General features: G+C 40.6%; 13 protein-coding genes. 8 read left to right on the top strand and 5 right to left on the bottom strand.

Annotated elements, in window-relative coordinates; all coding sequences use genetic code 11:
• Positions 1–13: 13 nt before the first annotated feature.
• Positions 14–1,333, bottom strand: a complete 1,320-nt coding sequence (locus EXE30_RS07085; RefSeq protein ID WP_130161798.1) for a D-alanyl-D-alanine carboxypeptidase PBP6B — start codon at positions 1,331–1,333, stop codon at positions 14–16.
• 166 nt (positions 1,334–1,499) lie between these two features.
• Here EXE30_RS07085 and EXE30_RS07090 point away from each other — a divergent pair, with 166 nt between their 5' ends.
• Positions 1,500–3,203 carry a M61 family metallopeptidase gene (locus EXE30_RS07090; protein WP_130161799.1) on the top strand — a complete coding sequence of 568 codons (1,704 nt, stop codon included), beginning with the start codon at positions 1,500–1,502 and terminating at the stop codon, positions 3,201–3,203.
• Between the two features lie 95 nt (positions 3,204–3,298).
• Here the strand turns inward: EXE30_RS07090 and uraH are convergent, their stop codons facing one another.
• On the bottom strand, positions 3,299–3,697 hold the full coding sequence (uraH, locus tag EXE30_RS07095; protein ID WP_130161800.1) for a hydroxyisourate hydrolase: 399 nt from the start codon (positions 3,695–3,697) through the stop codon (positions 3,299–3,301).
• A gap of 439 nt (positions 3,698–4,136) precedes the next feature.
• Between uraH and EXE30_RS07100 the strand changes: the two genes are divergently transcribed.
• Positions 4,137–6,368, top strand: a complete 2,232-nt coding sequence (locus EXE30_RS07100; protein ID WP_130161801.1) for an NADP-dependent isocitrate dehydrogenase — start codon at positions 4,137–4,139, stop codon at positions 6,366–6,368.
• 151 nt (positions 6,369–6,519) lie between these two features.
• On the opposite strand, the gene EXE30_RS07105 is transcribed toward EXE30_RS07100, so the two are convergent.
• Complete coding sequence (locus EXE30_RS07105; RefSeq protein ID WP_121929522.1) at positions 6,520–7,332, bottom strand: rRNA large subunit pseudouridine synthase E; 813 nt, start codon at positions 7,330–7,332, stop codon at positions 6,520–6,522.
• Between the two features lie 192 nt (positions 7,333–7,524).
• Here EXE30_RS07105 and icd point away from each other — a divergent pair, with 192 nt between their 5' ends.
• The 5 genes from icd to EXE30_RS07130 all read left to right on the top strand — a co-directional run bounded on the left by icd (position 7,525) and on the right by EXE30_RS07130 (position 14,452).
• Positions 7,525–8,781: an NADP-dependent isocitrate dehydrogenase gene (gene icd / locus EXE30_RS07110; protein WP_004670417.1), complete on the top strand. Its 1,257-nt coding sequence runs from the start codon at positions 7,525–7,527 to the stop codon at positions 8,779–8,781.
• A gap of 163 nt (positions 8,782–8,944) precedes the next feature.
• Positions 8,945–9,454: a hotdog fold domain-containing protein gene (locus tag EXE30_RS07115; protein WP_130161802.1), complete on the top strand. Its 510-nt coding sequence runs from the start codon at positions 8,945–8,947 to the stop codon at positions 9,452–9,454.
• Between the two features lie 138 nt (positions 9,455–9,592).
• A complete protein-coding gene (locus tag EXE30_RS07120; RefSeq protein ID WP_130161803.1) occupies positions 9,593–10,414 on the top strand; it encodes a PhzF family phenazine biosynthesis protein in 822 nt (273 codons plus the stop codon).
• Between the two features lie 133 nt (positions 10,415–10,547).
• Positions 10,548–13,316, top strand: coding sequence for a M16 family metallopeptidase (locus EXE30_RS07125; RefSeq protein ID WP_130161804.1), 2,769 nt, complete (start codon positions 10,548–10,550; stop codon positions 13,314–13,316).
• A gap of 170 nt (positions 13,317–13,486) precedes the next feature.
• Entirely contained in the window at positions 13,487–14,452 is a 966-nt protein-coding gene (locus EXE30_RS07130; protein ID WP_130161805.1) for a calcium/sodium antiporter, read from the top strand.
• 69 nt (positions 14,453–14,521) lie between these two features.
• On the opposite strand, the gene EXE30_RS07135 is transcribed toward EXE30_RS07130, so the two are convergent.
• Entirely contained in the window at positions 14,522–14,908 is a 387-nt protein-coding gene (locus EXE30_RS07135; protein ID WP_121929526.1) for a DUF3144 domain-containing protein, read from the bottom strand.
• 103 nt (positions 14,909–15,011) lie between these two features.
• On the opposite strand from EXE30_RS07135, the gene EXE30_RS07140 reads away from it, so the two are divergent.
• Positions 15,012–15,644, top strand: a complete 633-nt coding sequence (locus EXE30_RS07140; protein ID WP_130161834.1) for a hypothetical protein — start codon at positions 15,012–15,014, stop codon at positions 15,642–15,644.
• A 265-nt stretch (positions 15,645–15,909) separates the two neighbouring features.
• Here the strand turns inward: EXE30_RS07140 and EXE30_RS07145 are convergent, their stop codons facing one another.
• On the bottom strand, positions 15,910–17,358 hold the full coding sequence (locus EXE30_RS07145; protein WP_130161806.1) for a CYTH and CHAD domain-containing protein: 1,449 nt from the start codon (positions 17,356–17,358) through the stop codon (positions 15,910–15,912).
• Positions 17,359–17,433: the final 75 nt, after the last annotated feature.

A 17,433-nucleotide genomic window follows, 5' to 3' on the forward strand; every position in this document is an offset into this window, starting at 1 on the left:
ATTAGTCGAGTTTCTATCCTTGATTTAAAGGATGAAGTTTGGCAGCTTGATTATCATTTGTTGAGAAAAACGAGAACAAGTTGGAAAACCAAGTCATGATTCTTTGAAAAAGATTGGCTTCTTCAATTTGCACATCATTTTCAATTTGTAAACTACGAAGTAACTGATTATTTTGATAAATTGAAACCGTGGCGAGGTTCATGGCTTGGGTCAATGGTGCAGTTAAATGTTGTTGATTAAGTTCAATATTGATATGCGTATTGGTCGTTTGTAGCGGCTCGACTGGAGTGATTTGTTGATTTGTATCAAGCACCTGAATCCGTTGAGTGGCTAAATCAAAAGTATTTAAATCAATCGGTGCGGGTTGAGCATATAAAGACGTAGTCACAATGGTTGGCTGTTGTGTTTCAACTTTAAACATTTTCAAAGTTGATTTAATCACTGGAAGTTCAGCAATCAGTCTATGCTTTGGAATGACCTCCTCATCACGCGTATAGGTATAAGCCAAGTTCATTAACTTGTGTGCTACCTCAGCGCGTTTTATGGCGTTTGGCGTGCCCAAAACAACCACAATCAAACGTCGGCTATCTACATGTGAATTAGAAGTAGGGCGCTCTGCTGTTAAAGCTAAATTGTAGCCCGCTGCTTTGGTATAACCCGTTTTTAAGCCGTCAGAGGTCGGATCCATTTTGAGAGCAAGGTTAGTTGCATGATGGAAACGTTGATTGTAGCTAAAACTTGGCATTTTTGAATAAATCAAATAGTCCGGTGTTTTGGTGACAATGGCTTGCGCTAACAAACTCAGATCGGCAGCAGTCGAATAATGATCGGTCATGGTAATGCCTGACGGATTACTAAAACGAGTATCTTTCATTCCTAAAGCTTGTGCTTCTTGATTCATGCGAACCAAAAATTGCGGCACGCTCCCTGAGATTTTTTCAGCCAAGGTTAAGGCGGCATCATTGGCAGACATGATGATCAGACCTGCTAACAATTGATCTACCGAAATTTGTTCGCCTGCTTTCAAATACATTTGCGACTCATCCCACATCACTGAATTGACAATAGGTGTGGCGGTAAGCACATCTTCTTTACGTAATTTGCCTGCTTCGATTTCTTTTAAAGCAATATAAGCCACCATCATTTTGGTCAACGATGCTGGCGCACGCTGCACATGACTATTGTGTTCAGCAATAATTTGTCCTGATTGTACATCGATGATCGACCACGCCTGAGCTTCGACTGTTTCGGGCATAATATTGAGTAAATTTGCATGTGTTAGCTGAGCCAAAAGCATGCTAAGAAATAAACAGAGGGAGAGATAAAATTTCACTTAAATACCTTTTACAGCCGATCCAGTGGCATGAACGCAAGAAAAGCATGCTATGACTTTTCTGCCATAGAATCCAGCAACTTTTGCAGACAATTTCGACAACTGCGCAAGACTTTGTAAAAAAATGATAAGCTGTGAGAAATCTTTCTATTTGCTATTTTGAACTATGCTGCACTATCAAATTGAGTTCGATGATTATCGCCAACACCTCATTCATGTCACGCTTCGTTTTCTTGCCAACCCAAATCAAGAACTTTGGTTGCCAACTTGGATTCCAGGGAGTTATCTGATTCGTGAATTTTCAAAACATATCGAGTCGGTTAAAGCATCGGATGAAGCAGGACGTTTACTCAGTATTAAGAAAACCGAGAAAAATCGCTGGCGGTTATTCAATACTGACCATGAACTGATTACGGTTGAATATGATGTCTATGCATACGATTTATCGGTGCGTGGTGCTTATGTGGATCAAACGCGTGTGTATGTCAATCCAGCCTGTGTTTGTTTGGGACTTCAGGATCAAGAACAATCACCATGTGAAGTGGAACTGTTCCTACCAAATGAATTGAAGCATTTTCAGATTGCTACAGGTTTGCCTGCGAAAAGTTTAGTCAAAGGACGTTTTACTTTAAAAGCTGAAAATTATGATCAGCTGATTGATAGCCCATTTGAACTCGCTGATCAAAGTCGTTTTAGTTTTGAAGCAAATGGTATTCCTCACGAGTTTGTGATTTCAGGTAAACACAGTGCCAATCTGCAACGTTTACAAGCTGATATCGAAAAAATATGTCGTACTGAAATCGATATGTTTGGCTCAGCACCATTTCAAAACTATAGCTTTATGACCATGGCGACAGGCAATAGTTATGGTGGTTTGGAACATTGCAATAGTACAAGTTTGATTACCCCGCGTGATGATCTACCGAAAGTAGATGAAGCAGAAGAGCCATCTAAGGATTATCAACGTTTCTTAGGTTTATGTAGTCATGAATATTTCCATTCATGGTTAGTAAAATTTATTCGCCCAGAAAACTTTGCCAATTATGATTTGCACAAAGAGGGCTATACCAGCTTACTTTGGATATTTGAAGGCTTTACATCTTATTATGACGATCTGATTTTGTTACGTAGTGGTGTCATTTCACAAGCATCGTATTTAGATTTATTAAAAGCGCAAATTGATCGTTATTTACAAAACCCTGGACGTTTTATTCAGTCTGTTTCTGAGTCGAGTTTTGATGCTTGGATTAAGTTCTATCGTCAGGATGAGAACTCTATTAACGCAGGCACAAGTTACTATAACAAAGGCAGCTTAGTGGCGCTTTGCCTAGATATGGGTTTGCGTCTAAGAGGTTCAAGTCTCGATGCTTTGATGCGTCGTTTATATGAAAATACGCAACAGGGAATTCAGGTCAATGATCGAACAATTTTTGAGTTGTGTCATGAACTGACGGGGGATGATTGGGTTGAGCAAATTAATCATTTGATCAATACCACTGACGAACTGCCATTGGACCAATTGTTGCCAGAATTTGGTTTAAATTATACGATCAAAAATGAAAAAGCACTTCCGTTTGGTTTGAAAACGGTAGATAAAGCTGAGGGCGTAGTGATACAGCAGGTTCGCCGTGACAGTACTGCGGCTCAGGCGGGATTATCTGCCAATGATGTGATTATTGCCATTGATGGTTTAAAAGCATCAGATAAATTGCTCGCCCAATATTCGAAGCAGCAAGCTTCATTTACTGTGTTTGCTTTCCGTCGAGATGAGCTCTTGCAATTTGAGCTTCAGGGCGGAGAAAATCCACTCACCACGGTTGAATTGAAAGTTGAAGATCAAAGCAAAGTAGATGCTTGGTTGAAAGTATAAGATATAAAGAGAGAGGGGCAACCCTCTCTTTTATTCAAATGCGGAGATTGATGATCGAATAAGATGATCAATCTAGTTTTATTGGTTGTAAATGATTAGTTTCCACGATAGGTCGAATAACCATAAGGACTGATTAAAAGGGGAATATGATAGTGTTCAAGTTTTCCATCGATCATAAAAATGACGGGTACTTCTGGAAAAAATGAATTCTGATTATTGTCTTTAAACCATTCGCCTGTCTTAAAAGTTACTTTATAAACTCCTTTTTTTAATGCTGTATTTTTGGGATAAAGTTCACTAATCCGACCTTGTTGATTGGTTACGCCAGAACTTATTTCCTTCCATTTGTTATTTTCTTGAGTTTCCAGAGTGACTTTTACGTTGGCAGAAGGAAGACCGTTTTCTAAATTGAGTACATGTACACTTAAAGGATTTTGTGCATAACACACAGAAGTAAAAACAATACCGATAAGTACGATAAAAGTTTTAATCATTTGATTGATCCAAAAATTTATAAAAGTTTCCAATTTTAATCATTTGTTAAAAAAAGTAGTTTAAAAAAGTGTAAATACAAGGTCGGAAAAACTGTGATGTCACAGGTTGATGTACAGTAAATGACCAAGGAATAGGGGTTTGTATCATAGACCTTAGTAGGTATTTCGTAGCGAAATGTCGTTATCACTAGATATTGCGTTGACTAGGATGCCCAGAGGACTGATACTCTCATGTTTTAATTAAGCTAACCGGTTCGCATGGGGCGAGTCTTAAACTTGCGCCTGTTATTTCTCAGCGAAATGTCGTTATTACAGGATATTGCGTTGACTGAGATATGAGCAGAACAGATATTCTCTAGTTTACTTACGTAAACCGGTTCGCAGGGGCTAGGCCAAAAGCTCGGCTCTAAAAAACTCAATCCAACACAAGGGGCTATATATGGCTAGTGGAAAGTCAACAATCATTTACACACTGACTGACGAGGCGCCGTTATTGGCGACCTACTCGCTGCTGCCGATCATTGAGACCTTTACTAAGCCAGCGGGCATCGAGATTGTCAAAAGTGATATCTCAGTAGCCTCACGCGTGCTCTCAGAATTCTCAGACTACTTAAGCGACGAGCAAAAGGTGACGAACAACCTTGCTGAGCTTGGTCGTCTCACGCAGAATCCAGATACGAATATTATCAAACTTCCGAATATCAGTGCTTCAGTTTCTCAGTTGGTGTCATGCATTAAAGAGCTACAATCGAAGGGCTATGCAATTCCTGACTATCCAGGAAATCCAACAACTGAGGAAGAAAATGCGATCAAGGCGCGTTATGGTAAGTGTCTCGGCTCTGCTGTGAACCCAGTATTGCGTGAAGGTAACTCTGACCGTCGTGCGCCTACTGCGGTGAAGAATTATGCTAAGAAGCATCCGCATTCAATGAGCGAGTGGAAACAATGGTCACAAACCCACGTTTCGCATATGGAACATGGTGATTTCTATCACGGCGAAAAATCGATGACACTTGATCGTGCTCGTAACGTGAAAATGGAACTGATTACTAAGAGCGGTAATAGTATTGTCCTCAAGCCAAAAGTGGCATTGCAGGATGGTGAGATCATTGATTCGATGTTCATGAGCAAGAAAGCGCTATGCGAATTCTATGAGCAAGAACTTGAAGATTGTCGTGAAGCGGGGATCTTATTCTCATTGCACGTTAAAGCGACCATGATGAAAGTTTCTCATCCAATCGTATTCGGTCACTGCGTCAAAATTTACTATAAAGATGCCTTTGAGAAACATGGCAAATTATTCGACGAGTTAGGTATCAACGTCAATAATGGTATGGCTGGACTTTACGAGAAGATCGAGACACTACCAACATCACTACGTGAAGAAATCATTGAAGATTTACATGCTTGTCAGGAACATCGTCCTGCGCTGGCAATGGTTGATTCAGCAAAAGGAATCACCAACTTCCATTCGCCAAACGACATCATTGTCGATGCGTCTATGCCTGCGATGATTCGTGGTGGCGGTAAAATGTGGGGTGCCGATGGCAAACAGTATGACTGTAAAGCAGTTATGCCAGAGTCTACATTTGCTCGTATCTATCAAGAAATGATCAATTTCTGTAAATGGAACGGTAACTTTGATCCAAGAACGATGGGGACTGTGCCAAACGTTGGTTTAATGGCGCAAAAGGCAGAAGAATACGGCTCGCACGACAAAACTTTCGAGATTACTGAAGCTGGTGTTGCCAACATCACTGATCTTGAAACTGGCGAAGTGTTGATGTCACAAAACGTTGAGGAAGGCGACATCTGGCGTATGTGTCAGGTGAAAGATGCGCCGATTCGTGATTGGGTGAAACTTGCGGTTACACGCGCACGTAATTCAGGCATGCCAGCAATCTTCTGGCTTGACCCGTACCGTCCGCATGAAAATGAATTGATCAAGAAAGTCGAAGAGTATCTAAAAGAGCACGATACAGATGGACTTGATATTCAAATCATGTCTCAAGTCCGTGCGATGCGTTATACACTTGAGCGTGTAGCACGTGGTTTAGATACCATTTCAGTGACAGGTAACATTTTACGTGATTACCTCACTGACTTGTTCCCGATTATGGAGTTGGGTACTTCTGCGAAAATGCTGTCGATCGTTCCGTTAATGGCGGGTGGCGGTATGTATGAAACTGGCGCAGGCGGTTCGGCACCGAAACACGTGCAGCAATTGGTCGAAGAGAACCACTTACGTTGGGACTCACTTGGTGAATTCCTTGCTTTAGCAGCGTCATTGGAAGAAATGGGGATTAAAGAAGACAATTCCCGTGCCAAGTTATTAGCTAAAACACTTGATCAAGCAACAGATAGATTACTGGACAGTGGCAAGTCTCCGTCGCGTCGTACTGGTGAGCTTGACAACCGTGGTAGCCATTTCTATCTATCGTTATATTGGGCAGAAGCGCTTGCTGCACAGGACGAAGATGCTGAGTTGAAAGCCACATTCGCTCCACTAGCGAAGAGCTTGGCTGAAAATGAGCAGAAAATTGGTGCTGAACTTGCTGAAGTTCAAGGTAAGCCTGCTGATATTGGTGGTTACTACTTAGTTGATTTGGATAAAATCAGTAAAGTGATGCGTCCAAGTGCCACTTTCAATGCAGTTCTTGCAGCCGTTTAATGTTATTGATGTGAGCTAAGATGAGATCGCTCGTCTTACTCGCAAAAAAAAACCAGCGCGTGTATGCGCTGGTTTTTTGTTTGTCACATTGAGGGAGCGAATCCTTTCTCAAAAAAAAGATGCGTTTCGCATCTTTTTTTAACTGAGAAAACTAACGTGGTCGTCGTCCACGTGGCGCTTTGGTGTTTGGACGTGTCGTACCATTGGTCTTACGACGTGGTTTTTCACTTTCATCCATTTGCCAAATACGTGTGGTACCGCCACTGGCTTTTTTCTTACCCTTAAACGGTGCTTCGCCTTTTTCTTCACGCGCTTTATCTTTTGAGCGAGAAAAATGTGGTTTATTGGTCGATTTTTTCGCGAAAGAACGGCCTTCATACGGTTTATCCGCTGGCACATCCTTAAAGTCAGAATAAAGCAACGGTTCGATTTCGACTTTTTCACCCGGTTTTAAACCAAGTTTAACCAAATTGATTGAGCCAATTTGAGTACGAATCAAACGTAAAGTTGGAAAACCAACCGCAGCAGTCATGCGGCGTACTTGGCGGTTACGCCCTTCACAGATTTGTAGCTCAATCCAAGTTGTTGGAATATTGGCACGATAGCGTACTGGTGGGGTACGTTCCCATAACCAATCTGGCTCATCAACTTTACTTGCTTTCGCAGGTAAGGTTAGACCATCCGCAAGTTCGATACCTTGACGTAGTTGCTCTAAGGCTTCTTCGGTGACATCACCATCGACTTGAGCAAGGTAGGTTTTATACTTCTTATTGCTTGGGTGGGTAATGAACTGATTTAAACCCCCATGATCGGTCAGAAACATCAGACCTTCAGAGTCTAAATCTAAACGACCTGCAATACGAAGCTCAGGATCGCTGATAAAATTTGAAACCGTTAAGTGTGCCGTATCTTCTCGGAACTGTGAAAGCACATCATAGGGTTTATTGAAGACCACTATTCTCATAAATAAATACTACTTCTAGATTATGGGGGTTGGTAAACTTATGCTTTTATTTATATGAGAAATGTTGTTATTTCTCATATAAATCTCAAAACAAACTAGATTGGATTAGACTATTTTACGCAAATAAAAAATTAAAGTATGCCAGAGAAGGCACATATTTACTCGCCAGCAACATGAGGGAGAGCCTATACAATGGGTTATCAGAAGATCGTGGTTCCTGCAGATGGTGACAAAATCACAGTGAATGCAGATCTGTCACTGAATGTTCCAAATCATCCAATCATTCCTTTTATTGAAGGCGATGGTATTGGTGTGGATATTACACCAGCAATGCAAGCAGTAGTAGATGCTGCGATTCAAAAAGCTTATTGCGGTAAGCGTTCGATTGAATGGATGGAAGTCTACTGCGGTGAAAAAGCAGACAAAATTTACGGCACATATATGCCAGAAGAAACTTTTGACGCTTTACGTGAATTCATTATATCAATTAAAGGACCTTTAACCACCCCTGTAGGTGGTGGTATTCGTTCTTTGAACGTGGCTTTGCGCCAAGAATTAGATTTATACGTGTGCGTACGACCAGTGCGTTGGTTTGAAGGTGTACCGTCGCCAGTGCAACATCCTGAATTAACCGACATGGTGATTTTCCGTGAAAACTCGGAAGATATCTATGCAGGGATTGAATGGAAAGCTGATTCTGAAGAAGCCAAGAAAGTCATTAAATTCTTAAAAGAAGAAATGGGTGTGACCAAAATCCGTTTCTCAGAAGGCTGTGGTATCGGGATTAAACCAGTATCAAAAGAAGGCACGCAGCGTTTAGTACGTAAAGCTATTCAATTTGCCATTGATAATGATAAACCCTCGGTGACATTGGTTCACAAAGGTAACATTATGAAGTACACCGAAGGCGCGTTCAAAGAGTGGGGCTATGAGCTTGCGATGGAACGCTTTGGTGGCGAACTGCTTGATGGGGGGCCTTGGGTCAAGATCAAAAACCCTAAAACAGGCAAAGACATCATCATTAAAGATGTGATTGCAGATGCGTTCTTGCAACAAATTTTAATGCGTCCAGCCGACTATTCAGTGATTGCGACCCTGAACTTAAATGGTGACTATATCTCTGATGCACTTGCTGCCGAAGTCGGTGGTATTGGGATCGCACCGGGTGCCAACATTGGCGGTGCGATCGCAGTGTATGAAGCGACACATGGAACAGCACCGAAGTATGCTGGTCAAGATAAAGTCAATCCCGGTTCGATCATTCTTTCTGCGGAAATGATGCTACGTGATATGGGCTGGACGGAAGCTGCGGATCTGATTATCAAAGGCGTTTCTGGTGCGATTGAAGCAAAAACTGTCACCTATGACTTTGAGCGTTTAATGCCAAATGCAACCTTGTTGCGTTGTTCGGAATTTGGTCAAGCGATTATTTCGCATATGGGCGATTAAAGTTATTTAATGATCTTCAAAGAGCGGCGATGACCGCTCTTTTTTTATATTACTTACATGAAAAAATGTGTGACCTATAGGTTCAGACAAATGCTATGGGAAGGTTCGTGATATAGATTTCAATATGTTAACTTATTTGAAATTCATTTAAATCAATTTCAAAATGGCTAATCTATTTAATACCGCAATTCAAAAACTCAAAAAAAATATACGTCCTCAAGGCAATTATGTACTCAACGCTTACAATGGATTGAAGAATATTCCCGGTGGATTAACTTTACTTTCAAAAATTGTGAGTCAAAAAGCACCTTATTTTCAAACGGTTGACCCAGTTATTAGTAAACTTGAACGCAATTATTGTGAAGCAAGTATGTCAAAAAACAAAACTGTCGAAAATCATATTGGTACAGTTCACGTGATTGCGATTTGCAATGGATTGGAATATGTCATGGGGGTTTTGGCAGAAGCTTCTGTGCCAGCTCATCTAAGGTGGTTGCCAAAAGGAATGCAGGTTGATTATTTGGCGAAAGCTGATTCTGATATTCGACTTACAGCCATCGTTGAACAAGATTGGAAAACGGGAGATTTGCAAGTCAAAGTGCAGGCTTCTAGGGCAGATGGCGTTGTCGTCGTTCAAGGAATCATTACCCTTTGGGTGACTGAAAAGAAATAAGCAGGCTTTCCTCTATTTGGTTTAAGTTTCACGTAAAATTCTTAGATATGGTTTGTATCGCAAATTTAGAAAAAACTGTATCTATGATTTATAAACCTTCGGTTCAAAATAACTGAAAAATATTGAGAGTTTCCAACGATGAAAATGTACCAAGTTGATGCTTTTACCCAAACATTATTTAAGGGTAATCCTGCGGCAGTCATTGTCTTAGATACGTGGTTAGATGACGATTTGATGCAGAATATCGCCATGGAAAATAACTTATCTGAGACGGCTTTTGTGAAAAAGTTAGATGATACTAACTATGAAATTCGTTGGTTTGCGCCTATAGACGAAGTGGATTTTTGTGGTCATGCCACATTAGCCAGTGCTTTTGTTTTATTCAAGGATTATACAGCTGCAAAAACAATTCAATTTCATGTGCGTAAACTCGGAATTTTTGTAGTCAATCAAGATGATGATGGCAAAATTAAAATGAATTTTCCGATTCGCAGAGCAGCATTGGTCTCCGAATATCCCCAAGAATTACGTGATGGTTTAACTAAACCATTTAAAGCGGTTTATCGCAACACGCAAGCATTTATTGTGGAGTACGAGACGGTACAGGATGTGTTGGATGAACAGCCTGATCTGGAAAAATTAAAACAATTGGGCAAAGTGCGTACTGCGATTACTGCATCGCAACCGGATGTAGCGATTACGGCGAGAGGTGAGGGGCAGTTTGATTGTGTATCACGTTATTTCGCCCCCGCAGTGGGCATTGGTGAAGATCCTGTTACAGGTTCAATTCATACTGGAATCGTGCCACTTTGGGCTGAGAAACTGAATCAAAAGCAGCTTGTTGCTTATCAAGCATCTGCACGTGGTGGCATTCTGGATTGTGTGATTGAATCTGAAGATCGGATTGAGATTTCTGGTTATGCAAGGTTATATATGCAAGCAGAACTTTTGATTAACTGAAACATAATAAAAGCAAAGAAAAAAGCTGTTTAAGTAAACAGCTTTTTTCAAAACATCACTATTAAAAACAACTATCGTTCACTAGTATAGGCTGTCATTTTTATTTAAATCACCAAAAATACTTGGATAATCTATGTTAATGCGGTTTAAGCAGCTTACTCTCTCGCTTTGTTTAATTGGATTGAGTGCGACGTCTTGGTCTCAGACAGTACTGGTAAAAACTGAAAAAAATATTGAAGAATATAAATTAGATAACGGTTTTAGAGTTATTCTTGCGCCAAACGATAAAGAAAATAAAGTTTATGTAAATACGGTTTATTTAACAGGGTCACTGAATGATCCAAAAGGTAAAGGCGGGCTAGCACATCTACTTGAACATTTGGCATTTAAAGGCACACAAAATGTAAAAGGCGATGAGTTCCAACGTCGCTTAGATCAATTCACTTTGATGACCAATGCCAGCACCGATTATTACGCGACTAAATATATTAATATTGTCCGTCCAGAAAAAAATGCCCTGAATGAGATTCTATACCTCGAATCTGAGCGTATGGATAAACTGGTACTCCAAGAAAAGTTTGTTCCATCAGAAATTGAGATCGTAAAACGTGAACGTGAGATTCGTATGGATCAGCCCTTTGCTGTTTTGATGGATCAAATGTTAAAAGCCGCTTATGGAAATCAATATTTAGGTCGTTTGCCGATTGGTGATCTACCTGAATTAAAATCCATCACCATGAATGAGTTAAATCAATTTTATCGGACATGGTATGCACCGAATAATGCCGTGATGGTGATTTCAGGCAAATTTGATAAAACTGAAGTTTTAAATAAAGTTGACCAATACTTCAGCCCAATTCCAGCCCGCACTGTGCCAGCCCCTGTAAAAGTACCCGTGTTAGATGCAAGCAAAATTTCCCAACGTCAGTTCACCGTACAAAAGGGCAGTGATCTTGCGAAGTTTCATATTTATATGAATGGTAAAAATACCAAGTTGCAACCGACTTTAGCACTTGCACCAGCCTTATATACCATGCAGCCAAGTGGCAGTTTATATAAAAATATGGTTGAAACTGGGATCAGTACCGCAGTGCAAGCGACCACATGGTTGGATCAAGACTTTAATGTGGTATTCATGGGCGCAATTTATGCACCGAATCATGATGTCAAAAAAGTGGATGAAGCATTAAAAATTGGCGTTGAAAATAGTCAACCCTTCACTGAGGCTGAATTACAGCGGATCAAAAATATTTCTCAAAATACGGCGGAAAGCATTGCCAATGATGCAGTGGCTTTAGGTTCACGCTTAAGTGATTATGCGGTTTCTTCACATGGTCAGTGGGATCAATATTTTAAGGACTTACAAGCGGTTCAAGACTTAAAATTGAAAGATATGAATCAAACGTTAAAAGACTTTTTGGTTCCATCGCATCGTATTTTAGGTGATATCTTACCGACGCCTGAAGATCAGAAAAAAGCGATGACGCTTAAAGCTGAAGAGAAACCAAAGACTCTAGACCAAATTGCTGAAAAGGCTGAGCCATTAAAAGATGCCAAAGTCTATCAACAAGAAGTGGCACAATTTGTCACGCAGTCTGCTCAGCAATTAAAGAAAAATGAGCAAAAGATCCAACGGGGTCAATTAAAAAACGGGATTCGCTATGCCTTGTTCCCGACTGCAACTCGTGATGATAAAACTTATGCCACGATCAGTTTAGATTTTGGTGATGAAAAATCTCTATTTGGTCAAGCAACCACATTGGATTTGACCAGTTATTTGATGTTGCGTGGTTCAGAGAAACATACCTTACAAGAAATCACGGATAAAGCCATTGCAGCCAGTGGCGGCGCATCGGTCAGTTCAAATGGCAATGGTTTGACGCTGGTTGTTCAGGCGAAAAAAGATAAGTTTGAAGAATTTTTAGGGTTTATTCTGGATGTCGTAAAGCAACCTAAGTTTGCACAATCTGAATTTGATTTAGCAAAAAATCAAAGTTTGTCGGTGTTGGATCGCCCATATACTGAGCCTGCTGTGGTGGCGTCCATGACTTTATCTAAAGTTTTGGAAATCTATCAACCGGGTGATTTGCGTTATCACTTTGAACCTGAGTTAGCCAAAAAACAGCTAAATGAAGCGACACGAGCACAGGTCAAGCAGTTTTATGATCAGTTCTTTGTGACCAATTACGCTCAGATCGCGATAACAGGTGATTTTGATCCGAAGAAGATGCAGAAGACCTTAAAGAAAACTTTTGCTTCTTGGAAGGCTAAGCAACCGTTTAAGAAAGTGACAGGACAATACACGGAATATAAAGCACAGAAAATTCATGCCTTATCCGAGCAGCGTGAGTTTGGTAGCTATCAAAGTGTTTTAGCGCTGCCAGTCGGTTCATATCACAAAGATGCGCCTGCCTTAATCGTACTGAGCCATATTTTAGGAAACTCGCAACTTTCATCACGTTTAGCACAAGAGTTACGTGAGAAGAATGCTTTGGTATATGGTTTTGGCAGTGGTTTGAGTTTAGACCCTGACGTTGATGATGGGACGTTAAGTATTACAGCAAATTATACAGCTGGGCGTTCAAACCAAGTGTCGCAGTCAGTACATAAAGTGTTGAATGAGCTTTTAAATAAAGGTGTGACTGCACAGGAGGTTGAAGCAGCTAAGGCCGATATTATGAAAAAGCGTGTCACGGCATTAGAAGATGAGCGCAGTATTCATGGGATGTTGACGGGACAATTGGAACGCAATAAAACTTTATTAGATCGAGCTGTTCGAGATCAAGAGTTTGCCCAACTGAGTAAAGATGATGTGGATGCCGTGATTAAAAAATACATTAAACTTGAGCATTTTGTTGAAGTCATGGCTGACCAGTATGGCCAAGCTCAGGACAATCGTTAATTTAGTATGTTTACATTTCAAGGTGATTGAAAAATAGTCTGTGCTGCCATTGTTGAACACTTTTTATGTTTAAAAATGCATGTTTGGACTATGCTTTTTTAATCAGCTCATAAAATAAATTGAAGGGTGTTTATGATGGATTTTGTGCAGGCAAACAAAAGGGGATCAGCATGATTTTGGCAGCACTCGCTGTACTGCTCGGCCTAATTTTACTGGTTTTGAGTGCCGATAAATTTGTAGATGGTGCTTCTGCCACAGCTCGATACTTAGGTATGCCGCCTTTGTTGGTGGGTATGGTTATCGTTGGTTTTGGTACATCCGCTCCTGAGATTGTAGTCTCTATTATGTCAGCGATCGATGGAAATCCAGGTATTGCGTTGGGAAATGCCTACGGATCGAATATTGCCAATATTGCGCTCATTCTCGGAGTTACTGCTTTAATCCATCCGATCATGGTGCATTCGGCTGTAGTTCGTAAAGAATTACCGTTGTTATTGCTGGTAACGGCGATTTGTATCCTGCAAATTTTTGATGGTGTGCTGAGCCGTGTTGATGCCATTTTGATGCTGTTTATGTTGCTTCTCTATATGGGATGGACCATCTGGTATGGAATGCGCAATCAAAGCGATGTATTGAGTCATGAATTTGATGTGGCGTTAAAAAAGCATGAAACCCCATTAAAAACATCAATTCTTCAGCTCATCTTCGGTTTGATTGTTTTAGTCATAAGTTCTCGTTTACTGGTCTGGGGTGCTGTTGAAATCGCCCAAGCCTTTGGTGTGAGTGAGTTGGTGATTGGCTTAACAGTTGTCGCGATCGGTACATCATTGCCTGAGTTGGCGTCTTCCATTGCGGCAGCTCGAAAGGGTGAACTTGATATTGCGATCGGCAATATCATCGGTTCGAATATGTTTAACACCTTAGCGGTTGTCGGGCTTGCAGGTGTCATTCATCCGACCATCGTGCCTCAGGAAGTGCTCCATCGAGATATGGTGGTTATGGGGGCGCTTACGCTGAGTCTATTGCTGTTTACGCTGAGTCGGAAAGGTCAAGGACGCATTGGGCGTGTCAAAGGGGGCGTTTGGTTATTTAGTTTTATTGCCTACACCAGTTATTTGGTTCACACCGCATTTTAGTAAATAGAAAAAGGCATTGAGTGATTCAATGCCTTTTTTCAATATAAAACCGTTTTTAGGTTCGCTTAATTATTTATCATCATGCTTATGTGTATGAAAATCTTCGTTTTTACGGAAACGGAGATAGTTTTCAAACTGCTCACAATATTCATCAAAATTATCTTCTAACATCATCTGAAACTGTTGCAACAAGTAAGACATCACTTGTTCTTTGGCTTCACGCATCTCATTGCCATCTTTAAAGTTATTGGCAGCGACCCACGTATTAAAACGGGCTGTTCCAAACAACATGGCAGCACTGACTTGGGCACGTAACTCTTCAGGCTTAGGTTGTTGGCCTTTTTGTGGACGGCAAAAATCATTGGCTAGTTTGATAAACTCGTCCGCACGCTCAAAAAAAACCGCATTTAAAGCTTCTTCTTCTGTTACATCAGTCGCATTAATTTTTTGAGACATGGTCTTTTCCAACAAAAACAAGATCAGCCATTATAGACAAAGCCTTGCATAAACAAAACCGTTGCCTTAATCTAAAATAGCCTAAGCAATTAGAATAATCATGATGCAAGACGCAATCGCTATTCAAAGCCTAAAAACAGATATTGCTTTACTCCGTCAACATATCTATCCACCACAATTTTTACAACAGGTGGAGGGCTTGCCGATTTACTATGGATTACAAGCAGAGGTTGACGAGTATTATCGTCAATGGCAACCGTTGATTGAAAGGGCGCAACAGCTTTGTCAGCCATTTATGCAGGATGAAATCGTAGACGCGATTCATTTACCGAGTCATTTAAATTTACCTTTATTTTTCTTTCATGTGGATCGTATTCGGATTAATAAAACCCGAGCGAAGGAATCAAAAACGTTTCGGGGCGTGGCAGCTTTAGTCGAAAAATGTGGGCAGTTTGATACAGACCAGATTTTTGCGATGCAAGAATGGCTTGAAAGTGATGACACGGCAGCGTTGGTCGCACACCGTGAATTTATTGATCTGCGGACTTATGTATTTCAGCATGGGCAGAGTGAATATACGCGAACCCGTTTTTATATGAATGGCATGATTTTAACTGTAGAGCCGCATTTTAAATTGGTCGATGCACGGGATAAGCCGCGCAAGCAACGCAATGATAGCTACAGTGATCCGATTGCAGATAATGGCACGTGGAAGATTTTTGGGAAGTATCGTTGAATGATCTAAGCTGCATAAAAATCTTGTTTGGGAATATGCTACTCGGGAGCGTCATCCACAACCTGCGTGATACTAAAAAGATAGGTGGTTTTGGACGAGTTAATGAAATTAGATTAATGAAAGCCGAGAACAGGTTTTGTGGATGACAAATGGTTTTGCCTACTTTTCTCGAAAGAAAAGTAGGTCGCCGAAGGCATATTCCGAGATTGAATGAGGGTCCGGTACGACTCCGTTATGATAATAATATAGAAGGCAAAAGAAACTTTTACTCCCAGAAAATATCTTTATGAGACAAGACTTGTAGCTTTTTATCTGCTTTTTTCATCACATGCGGTTGTTGTGCCTTGACCCAACCTAAAGCAAATAAAAATTGCGATTGCTTCGCTGTATGCTGCTGAAAAATTTGCTCAGCCACAAACAAGTCATTATAAAAACCTAAATACTCCTGAATCGGCTGTAACTTATCTAGGAATTGCTGAACCTTCTTTTCAGGATATAAGCCTGATACAAAGTCGATGCAGTAGCGTAATTGCTTCACGCGCTTACGGGTACGATGTTGCTGTTCGATAGGAAGATCAGAAAACTGAGATGCGTCTTTTAAGATTTTTTGATAAAGCTTCGTCAAACTTTTGGTCACTTGTTTTGTGAGTTTGGTTTTTGATTCATTTTCACTATAGCTAAAGCTTAACAGTGATAAAAACAGTTGCGTGGTTTTGGTGTTACTCAAAAGCTTAGTGACATTTGTCGCTGCTTGAGCGTTGAATGGAAAATCAAAATCACAAACTTCTTTGATCAACGGAATGACTGAATCTTGAATGGCATCATTATCTCGCGATTGCCCTAAAGCCCTGAAAATGTCAGCCAATTCACTTTCCCAAGTAGGATCGATCTGCGTCGACCAATGAGAAAAATGCTTGAATGCAGAACGTAAACGACGTAAACCGACACGTGCTTGATGAATATGTTCTGCTTCAGCAACACCATCAGCAATTGCAGCGGCATTGGGTAGAATCTGATTTAAACAATTTTCAATAATCAGTTTGAGGGCTTGTTCAGCCGAAAACTCTGGCTGCAGTTGTAATGTTTTGGCTTTGGTTGCGGGGGAGACTTTTTTACCCATTGCCAGTAAATTTCCACGCTCGGCTTTACTACGTACGTCTAACCACAGTTGATATTTTTCCACTAAATGATTAGAAAAAATAATCAGATCTCGAGCTGATCCCTGTTTCAACTCAAATTCGATCTCACAGATTTTGGCTTGATTAGTTGGTGTACGAATTTCGCCATCATCGAGGCAGACTTCAATCTGAGAACCTTGGAATTCAAAAACGTGAAATGTGCGCTCAACATCGGTTTGGAACTGCAAAAGTAAATCAGCAGGTGTATCGCCTAGCAGCTCGCGTAAAATGTCTTGAACAGTTTGGTTATGTTGATACAGGGATAAATCCAGCTCGGGTTCTTGTTCACATTGACCCAAATGAATATCTTCTTCAATCCGTTGTAAATGATTTTTACTTGCCGCCTTAAAGGTTTGAACCCAATGTTCACCTTCCTGACGCAGACGAATCGCAACATGGTTCTTTGCCAGTAGGCGATCAGCGGTATCATAGTATTTTGCTTGTAATCGAATTTTTTGCGCTTTTTGCTTATTTAATGCCAGTAGAACACTTTTTTTCTTAGATGCAGGAAGTTGAAATTTAAGTTCTATTTCCATGATGCCGTGACTCCTGATCTTTTAGAATGAAGAATTTAAAAATGAGTGTATTTTACTTGTGGATCGTTGTTTTTC

Source organism: Acinetobacter halotolerans, from assembly GCF_004208515.1.
Taxonomy (GTDB): Bacteria; Pseudomonadota; Gammaproteobacteria; order Pseudomonadales; family Moraxellaceae; genus Acinetobacter; species Acinetobacter halotolerans.